The sequence below is a fragment of the Ornithinimicrobium panacihumi genome, from assembly GCF_052073805.1.
In the GTDB taxonomy this organism is placed as follows: domain Bacteria; phylum Actinomycetota; class Actinomycetes; order Actinomycetales; family Dermatophilaceae; genus Ornithinicoccus; species Ornithinicoccus panacihumi.
Window position 1 is genome coordinate 20522 of the sequence record NZ_JBQGWG010000007.1, and the last position, 13571, is coordinate 34092.

At 67.9% G+C, this 13571-nt stretch carries 12 protein-coding genes and 1 tRNA gene; 10 read left to right on the top strand and 3 right to left on the bottom strand.

Annotated features, from left to right (window positions below; translation table 11 throughout):
- Positions 1–1222: 1222 nt before the first annotated feature.
- The 6 genes from ACTMMA_RS08455 to ACTMMA_RS08480 all read left to right on the top strand — a co-directional run bounded on the left by ACTMMA_RS08455 (position 1223) and on the right by ACTMMA_RS08480 (position 7407).
- A complete protein-coding gene (locus ACTMMA_RS08455) occupies positions 1223–2125 on the top strand; it encodes a BglII/BstYI family type II restriction endonuclease (RefSeq protein ID WP_441189681.1) in 903 nt (300 codons plus the stop codon).
- 53 nt (positions 2126–2178) lie between these two features.
- Positions 2179–3009, top strand: coding sequence for an MT-A70 family methyltransferase (locus ACTMMA_RS08460; RefSeq protein ID WP_441189682.1), 831 nt, complete (start codon positions 2179–2181; stop codon positions 3007–3009).
- A gap of 436 nt (positions 3010–3445) precedes the next feature.
- Entirely contained in the window at positions 3446–3610 is a 165-nt protein-coding gene (locus ACTMMA_RS08465; protein ID WP_441189683.1) for a hypothetical protein, read from the top strand.
- A 2011-nt stretch (positions 3611–5621) separates the two neighbouring features.
- Positions 5622–6359: a hypothetical protein gene (locus tag ACTMMA_RS08470; RefSeq protein WP_441189684.1), complete on the top strand. Its 738-nt coding sequence runs from the start codon at positions 5622–5624 to the stop codon at positions 6357–6359.
- Positions 6356–6871 (top strand): hypothetical protein, encoded by a 516-nt coding sequence (locus ACTMMA_RS08475; protein ID WP_441189685.1) that lies wholly within the window; start codon positions 6356–6358, stop codon positions 6869–6871. The genes ACTMMA_RS08470 and ACTMMA_RS08475 overlap by 4 nt, the downstream gene beginning before the upstream one ends.
- 155 nt (positions 6872–7026) lie before the next feature.
- Positions 7027–7407: a thermonuclease family protein gene (locus ACTMMA_RS08480; protein ID WP_441189686.1), complete on the top strand. Its 381-nt coding sequence runs from the start codon at positions 7027–7029 to the stop codon at positions 7405–7407.
- Between the two features lies 1 nt (position 7408).
- Here ACTMMA_RS08480 and ACTMMA_RS08485 read toward each other — a convergent pair whose 3' ends face one another.
- Positions 7409–8254 (bottom strand): hypothetical protein, encoded by an 846-nt coding sequence (locus ACTMMA_RS08485; RefSeq protein WP_441189687.1) that lies wholly within the window; start codon positions 8252–8254, stop codon positions 7409–7411.
- Between the two features lie 259 nt (positions 8255–8513).
- Here ACTMMA_RS08485 and ACTMMA_RS08490 point away from each other — a divergent pair, with 259 nt between their 5' ends.
- The 3 genes from ACTMMA_RS08490 (at position 8514) to ACTMMA_RS08500 (ending at position 10628) form a co-directional block, all read left to right on the top strand.
- A complete protein-coding gene (locus ACTMMA_RS08490) occupies positions 8514–8885 on the top strand; it encodes a hypothetical protein (RefSeq protein ID WP_441189688.1) in 372 nt (123 codons plus the stop codon).
- A 79-nt stretch (positions 8886–8964) separates the two neighbouring features.
- Positions 8965–10311, top strand: coding sequence for a hypothetical protein (locus ACTMMA_RS08495; protein ID WP_441189689.1), 1347 nt, complete (start codon positions 8965–8967; stop codon positions 10309–10311).
- A 56-nt stretch (positions 10312–10367) separates the two neighbouring features.
- The gene (locus tag ACTMMA_RS08500) at positions 10368–10628 is read left to right on the top strand and encodes a plasmid mobilization protein (protein WP_441189690.1); all 261 of its coding nucleotides are present in this window, start codon (positions 10368–10370) and stop codon (positions 10626–10628) included.
- Between the two features lie 446 nt (positions 10629–11074).
- On the opposite strand, the gene ACTMMA_RS08505 is transcribed toward ACTMMA_RS08500, so the two are convergent.
- Both ACTMMA_RS08505 and ACTMMA_RS08510 read right to left on the bottom strand, forming a co-directional pair.
- Positions 11075–11269, bottom strand: a complete 195-nt coding sequence (locus tag ACTMMA_RS08505; protein WP_441189691.1) for a helix-turn-helix transcriptional regulator — start codon at positions 11267–11269, stop codon at positions 11075–11077.
- 649 nt (positions 11270–11918) lie between these two features.
- A tRNA-Pro gene (locus ACTMMA_RS08510) sits at positions 11919–11992 on the bottom strand.
- Between the two features lie 116 nt (positions 11993–12108).
- Here ACTMMA_RS08510 and ACTMMA_RS08515 point away from each other — a divergent pair.
- Entirely contained in the window at positions 12109–13566 is a 1458-nt protein-coding gene (locus tag ACTMMA_RS08515) for an AAA family ATPase (RefSeq protein ID WP_441189692.1), read from the top strand.
- Positions 13567–13571: the final 5 nt, after the last annotated feature.

Consider the following 13571-nt stretch of genomic DNA (forward strand, 5'->3'; position numbering starts at 1 on the left):
GGCAACATTCAGACCGAAGTCGCCCCGGGGCAGGACGAAGAGTTCATGAGAGTGACGGAGTCATGTCGCAGCAATCTCGACTATGGCGCCGCTGAAGAGCCGTTGAGGGAAGATGAGGTGCGCTGGTTGTACAATGGTTACGTCGATGCATATGACTGTTTAGTTGAGGAAGGGCACGAGCCCACCCCCCCGGTCAGCTTTGAAGTGTATCTTAGTAGCTACAACGAAGGCCGGCCGCCCTGGAATCCCTTCTCGTCAGATGAAGGAGTAGCCCCTTTGCCCCAGGATACCTGCAAGGAGCCAGACCTCTATGACGTATCCTCGACGTCTTCGCCGTAGGTTTGGCGATCATTTCTGAGGAAGCAGTGAAGGGACAAAGCAACCGATCCGCAACCCCCGAAACAAGAACGAAGAAGGGTGCATTACAGGATGACAACAACATTGCTGACCTGGCGTTCTATACCCACTATGCACGGCCAGTTCGAACTGATATGGCTAGATGACGAGGGTCTCACCCTCGCCACCGACCCGGAGCGCGTGTGGTCCGGACAGAGAAACCATATGGTCGGAGCAGGAGCGGACTACGGTGTTATGGTTCGCTTCGCCTCTTGGTCTGGAGCAGAGGTAGCTATTCAGGCGTTGACCGGGGAACCTGGCGGCCCGGGAGACGAATGGGAGGACGTGGCAGAAGTGTCTACGACCATCCCGCCTGGGTCGGAACCGTTCTGGCAATCGGCTGCCGGCGCGGAGCGTGGCGAGCTTTCGCTGATCCCCGGCACCTGGCGCGTCCGCGTCTCCGCGCGGGGTCGCGACTCGGCGCGGGACTTGGTCGTAGGCGAAGGCTCAGACGAAGCGGTTCCTCCTGATCGGTACCTGATTGAGCTGTGGCCCGATGAGCTGGGGCCGGAAAGCATCCTGCGGGAGACGAGCCTGGAGAGCCCCATTACCTGACGTCGGTAACCAGGTCCCCCCGTCAGACTATCCGCGGGAGCCGGTTCAGGCAGCACCGGACCAGTACGGTGGGCGATGGGTCGAGTCTTGCATCGCTCGACCAGTCGGCGGCGACTCGCAGCCATTTTGAGCACTGTCACCTATTGCTCGCAAGTGTGGCTCGGAGCCTTGGAGCACTTGAGCTCCGAAACGACCTCTTTAGTGCGGTCCGCCGAGCCCAACCTCGGTGGGTCTCCCATCCTTCCTCATCGCGGCCATTTAACCTCGGGGCATGACGGACGCGCCAGAGACCATCGACCCGCAGGACGATGGAGAGGGGGAGGGCACGATCGACATCGCTGGTGAGGTCCGCGAACTGTCGACCGACGGCTGGCCAAGCGGGTACGTTTATGGAGCGACTCGTTACGCGGATGTTATCCTCAAGAACTCGTTTTCGGATCGCTTCACGGACCTGGCGGGCGCGCTAGCAGGCTTTCACCCGACGCTGGACGAACTCCGCGCCGGTGGCGGAGGCCGGACAGTGTTCGTCGCCCGGTTCGATGCCTCGCTGGCCGTTCAGCGAGGTGGTGCAGTCTGGGGAAAACAGAACATCACCATCGACAAGTCGGTCGGCCTCGATGGGACCCCGCTGCGCACCACGCGTACTCGCGGCCACGAAATCGACATGTTCGGCAAAGGCACCGATGAGCAGCCGCTACCGGGCATCGCGGTCGAGATGGAGTGGAACAACAAGGACCCGTTCTATGACCGGGACCTGATCAACTTCCAGGCCCTACACCAGGAGGGTGCCATCTCCGTAGGTGTCATCGTCACGCGCGGCCCAGGGCTCCAGTCCCTCATCGGCCCCACGATCCGCAGTAAGGACGGTGGTCTCAAGTACGGCCAGAGCACGACACACTGGGGCAAGCTTGTGCCCAAGGTCAATCTTGGCGGCGGTGGTGAGTGCCCGCTTCTGCTCATCGGCATCGAGCCTGAGCGCATCATCGGCATCGAGCTGGCACAGAAGGTCGCGGAGGCTTTGGCGGAGGCGGCCAACTTCAAGGCGCACTGGCGTGACACCCACAAATCCTGGAAGGACGCCAGGCCCGTTCACGACGCCATGAAAGCGAGCGCAGAAGCAATGATGCCGCCGGTCAAGGAGGCCAAGAGCCTCGACGAAGACAACGGATCCTAGACACGCCGAAGTAGATCTTCAGGAGGAAGATCTACTTTCGCTAGGATGCTCTCATGAGTGCCCCTGCCCTACGTGCGAACGACCTTATCTCACCGCTCCCGACCGTCGATGGTGGGTTCAAGACGATCCTGGCTGACCCGCCGTGGCGCTTCTCAAACCGCACGGGCAAGGTCGCGCCCGAGCACCGCAGGTTAGACCGCTACAGCACGATGGACCTAGAGATCATCAAAGCATTAGAGGTTGAGCAGGTGGCGGCTAGGAACGCCCATCTATACCTGTGGGTGCCTAACGCCTTGCTCCCGGACGGCTTGGCGGTGATGGAGGCGTGGGGGTTCCGCTACATCTCCAACCTCGTTTGGGCCAAGCGGCGTAAAGACGGCGGGCCGGACGGGCGAGGCGTGGGGTTCTACTTCCGTAACACCACCGAGCTCATTCTGTTTGGTGTTCGGGGGTCGATGAGGACTCTGCCGCCAGCTCGTTCGCAGGTCAACATCATCGAGACGCGCAAGCGAGAGCACTCACGTAAGCCTGATGAGCAGTACGACCTGATTGAGGCGTGCTCCCCTGGTCCCCATCTCGAACTGTTCGCGCGTCAGGGTCGAACGGGTTGGACAGTCTGGGGTGATGAGAGCGCAGACACAGAGGTGCGTGGAAAGGTGCATCGAGGGTATGCCGGCGGGCCGATCCTTGCCCCTGTCGTGGAGCCCCACGCTCGGCTCGCAAAGGGCACCGAAGAGCGACTGGCCATGGAGCTACGCGATCGCTATGAAGCCGGGGGGACGATCCGGGGGCTTGCCGAAGATACGGGCTATTCCATAGGTCGCGTACGCAGGCTCCTTGAACTGGCAGGTACGCACATTCGTAGGCGTGGCGCGATGAGCTAACATTCTCCACTCGCGACCCTGGCTGTCGGCGGCCCTTGAAGACTAGACAGTGGCGCGGTGGTGTCCAGGCACTGTCGCAACGCCTCCCGCACCCAGCGCGTCTTCGCCATGCGGACAAACAGACTCACTGCCCTGTGCGCGGCATTAGGTCAGTTTGCCTAGGGTGTGCCCCACAGCCAGGCGCTGCCGCCGAGCGGTGATGTGCGGTAGGGAGGCCGTCTCTGATGCATCCCGCCGGCCGTGCTTAAGAGATGGGTCAACCCTGGGGTTGACAGATAGGGGTGCATGCTGCTCACAATGGGCCATGAGCACGGATGGCGGTCCCGACCAGGAGCCGGGTACCTTCTTGCGCGAGGTGCGGCACGCTCAACCGGGGTGGTCTGTTGAGCACGGGGGCCCTGAGGGGGTTGCTCGTCTCACGCTGGTCCTCCAAGACGTGCTGAAGATGCAGGCTCAGGAGCTAGCCGGCGTCCGCGCCGCCGCGATCCAGGAACTGCTGATGACTCAGTCGCTGGCCGAGGTGGCACGGCGGCTGGGCGTCAGCAAGCAGGCCGTGTCCAAGGCGGCGAGAGCTCAGACGTGGTGGGATCCGCGTTGGTGAAGGGGAGCAGTTCATGTCAGTAACCGCAGTCTCACGCATCGAGCACCCGACCGCCCGCAAGGGCCGGGCACGTAACTACTGGACCTCCGGGCAGCTGCTCCGGTTCGGACTCAACGCGGCGGCTCTGGCCGGCATGGCCTGGGTCCTTGCTCAGCCAAGCATGGAGGCGTTCCTCCGGCCGGGGCTCCTGCTCATAGTGCTCCTGGTGCTCGTCGCCGGCGACGTGGTGGCCCGCAGGCTGCAATGGCTCGCCTGGGCGGAGATCCCCGGCGCGTGGCGCACCTTCGCCTCCGCGCAGGAGGCGCGGGAGGCGGCACCGGCCTCTCGGACCGTCCTGGTGTTTGCCGTTGCGCACAGCACGATGGTCATAGCAGCGGGTTTGCTCATCGCGCAGCTGCCGGGGCAAACCCCGCCGGCTGTGGTGGGGTTCCTGGGTGGGGCCATGGTCGTTCGTTTCGGGGGACGAGTCGGCCTGGCTTGTGCCCGTGGAGAGTGGAGCTGGAGCACCGCCGACGGCCTGCGCTGGGTGGTGTGCGCGCTACCGCCTCTAGTCTGGGCTGGCGCTGGAGGCCCTGACTGGGCGAGATCAGGCTTGCTCTTCATGTTCCCAGTGCTCATCCTATGGACCGCGGCGCAGGGCACGGTGGAGGCGCAAGGCTGGCGTTCTGATTCACCCGATAGCATCCGGTACGGCGGAGTGGTACCAAACAACGGCTTGGGACCGTCGCCCCGGAGGTCAGGTTAGGTTCGGCGCGCGGGCGATGTGGGAAACTCGCCCCAGGGACAGGCCAGCCGCCTCGCCGATTTGCTCGTAGGTGATGCCCGCGCTGACGGCGGCTCGGATCGCCCGGTCGCGGGTCTCTCTCGCTGTATGCTCAGTCTCAGCAGCGCGGGCGTGCAATTTCGCGGCCTGTTCTACCGCCTTCAACCTCCGCCGCTCGTGCTCGGCACTCGCCCCCAGTCCCATCTCGTCATTCTACGCGGCGGGGCACCTGAACGCCGGCGTTCACCGCGGCGCGACGGGGCGCGATCAGGTGCTGCGAGCAGAGGTGGTCAGGCGTAAGAGGCGGCAGGCGGGAACGGACGGCTGCCTGGGCTACCAGCCCTGCCCGGATCCCGCAGGGTACTGCGGCGCGAACGGCACGGTCCCGGGCGTCGCCGGCTGCCGGTGGGCCTCGACGGCCCGGACAAACTCCTGCCGCCGCGAACGCGACCGCGACCGCCTGAGCTTGCGTTGCTGTGGTCAGCGGATGCTCCCAGCTCGGGTAGTGTCACGATGTCCCCGCCCTCCATGTCAGTCGGTAGCGGCGTGGTAGCCCTGGTTACCCGATCACGGACTGCTCAGCTCCGCGGGCTGCGTTCCAGTTCGCCGGCGCGGTCGTAGACGTCGAGGGTCTACCAGCGACTGCTTCCAGACCCGCCCTGAGCTGCTGAGCGCCTGGGGAAGCAGGGGGCCGACCCCTTTGAAGTTGCCTAGGAGGGCGGGTGCGGGGATGGTCCCGTTGGAGGTGAGGTTGTTGACCGCACGGACGGACTCGTAGGTCATCTGGGGCCAACCGGCCTCCAGCTCTTGCGTCTTCGGGTCTCCCCATGTCGTCAGTCCTCGTTCGTTTTGGATGCGCTGGATGATGGGTGCACGCATGGTTCTGGCTCCTAGCCGGGAGGTCGAGGTGGAGCAGGTTTCCCACCTTCGATGCGTCTGCCCTCGATCATGCCGCGCCCCGGCGACAGACCTTCCCGTTGTCGACAGCCCACCCCTTGATGGTGAACCTCAGGGACCCTTCTGCCTCTTTTGGAGTTAAGGGTTCGGGCTCAGCGCAACGGGGGCCGCGGGCAGAGAGGGAAGGGACGGCGATGAGTCAGCAGCAGCATGAGAGTGGGGGGCCGGCGCGGGGTCTGGTCGGCACAGCCCGAGTGAGCCTGGGTGCCGCGGCCGAGGCGGTGGGTCGGCTGGGCAAAATCCTGGACGGCGCCGTGAGCCGAACTGAGCAGCGGTGGGGGGAGGAGAGCGATGAGTGAGCTTTTGGACGACCTGGCCGCGCAGGGCGACCACCGGTGGTACGCGGTGTCCACCCATGAGCTGACGGCGACGTTGGAGGAGGCGGATCGGCGGCTGCGTATGGCCCGTAGCTGGCTCGATGAGGCCGGGCAGGGGGTGGCGGCAATGACCACCCTGGGAGGGGTGGACCAGGAGATTTGGCACCAGGCCGAAGGCCGCGGCGACGCCAGGGCGGTGGAGGCGGCGCTGAGCGACCTGTACCGGGCGAGTCTGCAGGTCGTGAGCGACGTCACCGAGGTGCAGGGTGAGCTGGACCGGGCCAAGGGTGCGCTGCAGGCCTCCGACGTGCTGCTGGCCGGGATGCCGGCCCCGACAGACGTGCAGGAGCGGGTCGACCAGGAGGCGCTGCGGGATCGGGTGTCCCAACTGCACCGGGCGGTGGGGGAGGCTCGCCCGTTCGCGGTCGACATTGTTGACCGGATGCAGGACACCGGACGGCTGGCGGCCGAGGGGCTGCACCACGTCCGGGAAGGCGAGCCTGTGTCGGTGGAGAACATCGGGCGCCAGGTCAGCTGTGCGCAGGGGGCCACCAGGGACCTCGACGGGCAGGTAACCTCGGCCGCCGGCACAGCCCACCGCGCCGCCGGCCAGGCCCAGATGGTGGCCGCCCAAGCACGGTTGCGGATGGGGCAGGGGATGTCCACCCGTCACCTGGCTGTCTCCGCGCCGCCGCTCGGGATCCGCAGATGAGCATCCCGGCGGAGGGCCTGTCCTCGATCATCGACCGGACCCGGGACGACCTGCGGGTCAGCCAGGACCGGTTGCGTTCGCGGTGGGCCACCATCGTGACGTTGGAGAGCCAGATCGTCGACGGCACCTCCTGCGTGCTCACGGTCGAGCAGCGGCGCGAGCTCGGTGAGCGGTTGGCCGGCGACGTGAGTGCCGCGCAGGGCATCCACGGGTGCCTGAGGTGGGCCACCCGGGTGGACGCCGGCGAGAAGGGCGAGCCCAGTCTGGTGAGCGAGGGCCTGCAGGTGGCCGTCACCCGAGCCGCCTCGCTCATTTCCTCCCTCGAAGCAGCCTCCATCACGCTCGCGCTGACCGAGGAGGGAACGGTCGTGACCTCCGCCCGGTTGCAGATGTGCCGCCGGTTCCTCGCGGCCGCGCAGCAGGACCTCAACCTCATCACCCAGGACCTGGCCGACCTGGCCGGCCTGGTTCCGCCACCGCCGGCCAGGTGGCAGCTGCGCGCGGTCGTCTGAGGCCGTCGTGCGGACAGGGCCCCGATGATGATGCGCCGCACGATCGGGGTGCTCGCCCTCCTCACCGCCGCCGTCGCGGCCGCCGCCCTCAACTCCACGATCGCCCGAAGCGGCCCCATCCGACGGCGCAGGGGCGGGGCCTGGTCGTCCAGGACGTGCTCGACGGCGACACGTTCACCGCCACAGACGCAGCCGGCGACCCGGTGGGCAGGGTCCGGCTGGTCGGGGTCGACGCCCCGGAGCTGACCCAAAGGCAGTGCTGGTCCCAGGACGCAACCAACGCCCTGCGGCAGCTGGTCATCACCGGAACCCGGGTGGAGCTCACCGTCGACCCGGGCCAGGGCGAACGAGACCACTACGGACGGCTCCTGGGCTACGTACGCACCACCGATGCCGCGGGGCTCGACGTCAGTCTGCAGCTCCTCGAGCACGGACACGCCCGACCCTGGGGGCAGCACCCGCGCCGACAGGCGTATGAGGACGCCGCCGAAGAGGCCGCGGACCCGGACGTGGGCGTGTGGGGAGCGTGCCGGTGATCTACCACCACGGCGCGGCGGACCGGACCAGGGGCCGGCCCGGGCGAGCCGTCAACACGAGGGCGTAGACACGCTCGTAGGTGGCCGCGCTGCGGTCCTGCGACAGCAACCACTCACCGAACGGTGCGGCCAGTGTCGTGCCAGCGATCAGCTCATCACCCAGCGCCCGCCGGCGGCCCATCCAGCGCGACCGCTGCGCCGCCGGCACGTAGGACAGCACGAGGACCACCATCGCCATCAGGTAGGCCACGTCCCGCTCGGTCCACGCCAGGAAAGCCAGCAGCGGCACGTACAGAGCCCGGACAGCCATGGCCATGCGCAGCAAGGGTGTCAGCAGCGGGATCCGCACCGCGGCGATCAGGTTCCAGGGCCAGGCCAGCACGTGCAGCACCGGGTCCGCCCGGGTGGCACCGACCTGCGCCAGCCCCAGCTGGTGGGCCGTGATCGCGGCCAGGTGCTCGGTCTGCAGGGTGCGGGCCCGCACCGCGGCCACCACCCCTTCCCCTACCAGCAGGGTCCGGGAGCCATAGGCGCGGACGTCGTCGCCGCTGGTGATCCGCACCCGCAGACGGGGCACGGCGACCTCCAGCTGGCCACGACGTAGCGCGTCGGCCAGGGTGTGCTGTTCGGCCGGGGTTGCCGGCCGGGCCCGCCAGATCAGCACGGGCAGCCACCGCTCCCCCACCGGCGGCACGGACAGCGCGACCGCCGCGGGCCAGCCGGGGAGGAAGGCCCAGGCTCCCCAGGCCGGCAGCAGGGGTCCGATGACCAGCACCAGAAGGATGCTGGCGGCCGTGGGCACGGCAGCGGCTCCCACCATCGCCCGGTCATGTCGAGTGGTCCTCATCTCCTCGAACCTCCGATTCCCACATGTCACGAAGCAGTTATGTCTTCTATGAAGAGTTCGGTGGTGGTGAACCTCAGAACCCCCGCACGCCCCTTTAGGGGGGTGTGAGGCCACTGTTCCAAGAGCGACTGACACCCGCGCCGGGTTATCCACAGGGCCGGTGCCTGGTCTGGCGGGGCAGCCGCAGGACGTGAGACAAGTGGAGAGCGGGGGGCTGCGGTCTGCTCCCCGGTTCACCACGGATGAGGAAGGCGCACAGATGAACCAGACAGGTGTCAACGGGGCCGGAGAGCGCACGCTGCGGGAGGTGCACGCGCTGGTCGTCCAGGCGGAGGCGGAGCTGGCCGGGCAGTTGGACGACGCTGCGGCGTGGGCATTGGGGGACCTGGTGCCGCTGCAGGGCGAGATCTGCCTGCTTCTCCCCTCAGACACGATCTACCCCGCCGCGCCCGTCAAAACCGGGGCGGATCCCGTGCGGTTGCTGGACCAGGCCGTGGAAGTGATGGTCAGCCGATCCCTCAGCCACTACCCGGCAGGGGCTCATGTGGTCCTGGGCAGGATCATCGACGCGGCCCGCAACATGGCCCGCTATCGCGGCGACACCTACCCGCTCGATGTCTCCCATGCCTGACCTCAAGGAGCAGATGGGCGAGGCCCGAATGAGGGCCCTACACGCACTGAGAGTGGCCCCTGACCACAGCGCGTGGGTCATGGCGTCCACCCTGCCCGACGTGGTGGCCGGCGTTGCCGTCGTCTGGCAGGAACTGCCCGCTGAGCCGGACTGGGGAGGGGCCCGCCGCGGGGGCGGTCCTGTGGCCTCCGACGAGCTGAGCCGCGTGGTGGAGCAGTCCCAGCTCCTGACGGCACTGGCCGGGGATCGGCCCCGGTGGGAGCAGGAGCATCCACGAGTCGTCCCTCACGCAGGGCAACCTGGTGAGGATGGCGTGGGGCTGCTGCCCGTGGTGAACGTGCTGTGCGAGATGCAAGGGGGCGGGTCTCGCAGCACTGATCCCGTGGAGGACCGGGTGGCGCTGATGGAGATCCTCCACCACTGCGCCCACGCGGCGAACGTCGCGATCGGCTCACGGGTAAGCGAACTGACGCACTCCAGTTCCTCGCCGGAGCAGCGGGAGGAGCTGCTGCGGTACCTGCGCGTCAGCACCCTCGTCGAGGAGGTGGCCGGGTCCTACGGCCGCCGGGCCCGGCCTGATGAGCTCGGCGGCCCTCACAAGGAACCCACCGACGACGCGCAGAACCTCGGTGCCTTCCTGTCCAGGCTCGACGTGCTCACCCAGCGGCACCTCGCCGGCGCCGACCGGGCCTCAGACCTGGCCCAGGTCGCAGGTCCACAGGCGACCATCTATGCGGGGTCCAGGGTCATCCTGGCGGCCGGCATGGAGGCGGGGATCGTTCCGACAAATGAGCATCTCCTACGGCGCGTCGACGAGGCCCGGGATACCTGGATGACCTCTCGTGGACTGTGGCTGCAGATGACCCCGCGCTCCGACCAGCGGCCGCACCCGGAGCTGTGGGCCAGCCAGCGCCAGGTGGTCCAGGCCCTACGCGACACACTCACCCCCACGGGCCGGGCCGAGCGGGCCCAGACGATCGCGCGGCGCGCAGACCTGGGTCAGCTGACCGAGGTCGTTCACCAGCACCTGGCCACCGTGCCGTTGCACGCCCAGCTGCTGCGTGAGGCCGCCCTGGACCCGCAGATGCGCTACAGCGCCAGGGGCATCGACGCTCTAGTCACCACCCTTCAACGCCAGATCGAGGAGCGTACCGGCGTGGGCCAAGGTTATGGGCTCTCTGACCTGGGTCGGGCGCCCGTCGCGCTTCGTTCCCGCCGCGACGCACCCTCCCCCCTGCCGGACTTCGTACGCCCAGAGCTCGAGAAACGCGCGGGCGAACTGGTCCACACTTCCACGGCGGCCTACGTGGCCAGCGGGCAGTCCTGGACCCAACGGACGGTGGGCCTACCACGGGAAGCGACCTACTCTCACGCTCCCCGCACTCCTGCTCCTGCCCAGCCGAGACCGACCGCGCTGCCGCGCTGAACACGCCTGTGGATAATCCGGCTAACCGTCGTGGTGAGCCACCTAGGGTGGATCGCATGAGCACTGGCCGAGATCACGGGGGCCGGGAGGCAGGCCTTCTTCACCGCTCCAAGCAGCGGGAAGCGTCGGTTCTCCTCCGCATGTCGAGAGACGAACGGGACGAGTTGCGACGCAAGGCTGCAGAGCAGGGACTGACCCTCCAGGACTACATGCAGGCGGTCCTCTTCAACCGTGACCCTGCCCCTCTGCCCGCCGGCCGCCCGAAAGGGCGGCGGACAACCCGACCACAGGTGACAGCACAGGAAGGCAGTTCTTAGCGGAGCTTTCGGTGACTCACGATGGGTGGAACTGGGCCGTTCTCGCTAGTGACCGCTGACCCGCTCCACGGTGGACAATCCGCGGGCGGAAGCGTCATCAACGGAGTCGTGTTGATCGCCAAGGTCAAGGGGCGGCTGCCAGCCCGACTCACCCGCGACGCATGCCCACTACCGCCTCATCGACCACCTTGACGATTAGGGCCACGGCCGCCGTGCACCTGGGCCGGCGCATGAGGAAGGATCCTGTGTCCACCGCTTCCCCCAAGAGGCGTGCACCCGGATCTGGTTACGCGCGTCGCTGAGCAGCTCAAACGAGGCTAGACGCGCCGACACCGCACCGAGCTCTTGGGGCGCTCACCAGCCACCGGGCCGCCGCCCGCACTGTCGTCTTCGTTCCCGCGGCGCCGACCAACGAGCATGACTTGACCGATACACGTTCGCGAGGATCAACCGGTCGGGATGGGGCGCATGAGCCGGTCGACGTCTGCCGGGCGAACTCGAATCAGTCGTGGCCCGTTCCGGAAGGCTTCGAGGCTTCCGTCTGCGATGCGGCGTCTCAAGGTGCTCACGCTGAGGCCGGTCCGTTCGGATGCCTGGGTGAGCGATTCGTAGATGGGACGTGGATTCGTGTAGGTAGTCATACTCACCAAAGGGGCATATGAACGTCAGGGGTTCACGTTGTCCGCGGATGGTTCGGTCCTGGGGGGGCGGGGGAGGGGAAGGCGGCGAGCTGGTGGTAGTGGTCAGCGGGGAGTGCCGGGGAGTGGACAGACTGGTGGGGAATCCCCCCCAAAGAGCCGACCTCGCGTTGATTCCAACCCACGCCGAGTGGCCCGCCCCCGTGGAGAGAGCGAGCGGATCGCGAACCTCGAGCTGGCCGTGCACTGCTCTGCCGGAGGCGGCCCGTGCCGGTTCAGAGGCCTGGAGGTCAATCACCGGGGCGTCATCGTTTTGGTCTCGCGGCTGAGGCCGTGTCCAGCGCCGCGTCGAGCTGCAGGTGTCAGCCGATGGACCACCCCCAGCGCACTGTGTGGGTGGCAAGACACGACGGGGACGAAGGCATGCAGCCAGAACGCCTGGGCTCGACGCCCTTTCCGGGCGGAGCAATCGCCGCTACGATAGGTCTCACGTCAGCACCTTCATTGCTGTCGTCCGACCCCCGGAGGTTGCCGCCTCGCGGGGGTCAACGCTGTTCGAGCCCGTCCCCGTTATGCCCCAGTTATGCCCGGGAAACAAAGAAAGAACCGGCTCTGACTGCGTTTCCGCAGGTCAGAGCCGGTTCTGGAAGAGTCGGGGTGACAGGATTTGAACCTGCGACCTCGTCGTCCCGAACGACGCGCGCTACCAAGCTGCGCCACACCCCGTGGCTCGCCGGCGAGGCTCCCGAAAGTGCCTGGCACAGCGTCCGCAAGGATAACCCACAGATGGCGCCCGGCTAAATCCGTATCGGCTGTCACCGGTGCCGCGTAGGTTGAGCCCCATGGGACAGATGGATGTGCAGGGCTTCCTCCGGACCTTCCGCGAGGTGTCCGAGCTGGCGCAGCGGTCCGCGGTCGAGGGCGAGGGGGAGCCCTTCGCGGAGGCGCTGTCCGGCCACCTCGGGCGCCCGGCGCGCGAGCTGGCCGTGGTCACCGAGGAGGTCATGCCGCACCGGTTCGCGGACTGGGACGTCGCCCTCTCCCTGCTCGCCGGTCGCGATCCCGACGCGCGCGAGCTGGGCATCGGCGGGGGAGACATGCGCTACCACCAGACGCTGCCGGACTTCATCAGCGGCGTCCACCTGCGCCTGCCCGTCGGGCAGGCCGACTACGTCTCGGTGCCGGTGGGGCCCGACGCGCGTCGTCGGGCCATGGGTTTCGGCATGCGCCTGTTCAGCTATGCCGACCAGCCGGTCGGCGTCTTCGCCCGCCGGGCGAACCCCCGCTACGGCCAGGACAAGGGCACCTTCGAGGTCATCAGCCCCGACGACGAGGTGTCCTCGGCGCTGCTCGCCGAGGCGCGGGACCTCGCGGTCGAGCACAGCGTGCTGCGCGGCCAGGTCGTCTCCTTCGAATCCTCCGGCTACGGGCCCGAGTCCTCCGGGATGACCTTCCTGCCGCGGCCCGACGTCACGGGCGAGCAGGTCATCCTCCCGGAGCGCTCCCTCGAGCGGATCGTGGCCCACGTCAGCGGCATCGCCGAGCACGCCCAGGTCCTGCGCCGGCACGGGCAGCACCTCAAGCGGGGGCTGCTGCTCTACGGCCCGCCCGGCACCGGCAAGACGCACACCGTCCGCCACCTCATCAGCCGCAACCCCGACCACACCGTGGTGGTGCTCGCGGGGGAGTCCCTGGCCTATGTCTCGCTGGCCGCGAGCCTGGCGCGGGCGCTGCAGCCGGCGATCGTGGTGCTGGAGGACTGCGACCTCGTGGCCGAGGACCGCAGCATGGGCCCGTCGGGACGGCCCTTGCTCTTCGAGGTCCTCGACGCGATGGACGGCCTCGACGCAGATGCCGACGTCACCTTCCTGCTCACCACCAACCGGGCCCAGGCGCTGGAGCGGGCCCTCGTCCAACGGCCCGGCAGGGTCGACCTGGCGGTGGAGGTGCCGCTGCCGGACGAGGACGGACGGCGCCGGCTGCTCGACCTCTACCGCGGTGACGTCGACTACGGCCAGGAGGTCCTCGCCGAGGCGGCCCGCAGGTCGGCGGGGATGACCGCCTCCTTCATGAAGGAGCTGATGCGGCGCGCGGTGCTCGAGGCCGCCGTCGCGGGCCAGGAGCCGGCCGACGACCACCTCGCCGCCGCGCTTGAGGGGCTCCTCGACGGTCAGGAGGAGCTCACCAGGGTGCTGCTCGGCAACGCCCGTGAGGATTTCGCCGGACCGGACGGGCCGGACGGGCCCGGCGGTCCCACCGGCTGGGCGGAGTCGGGCGGGTGCGGCGACCCCTTCGCCTGAGCCGG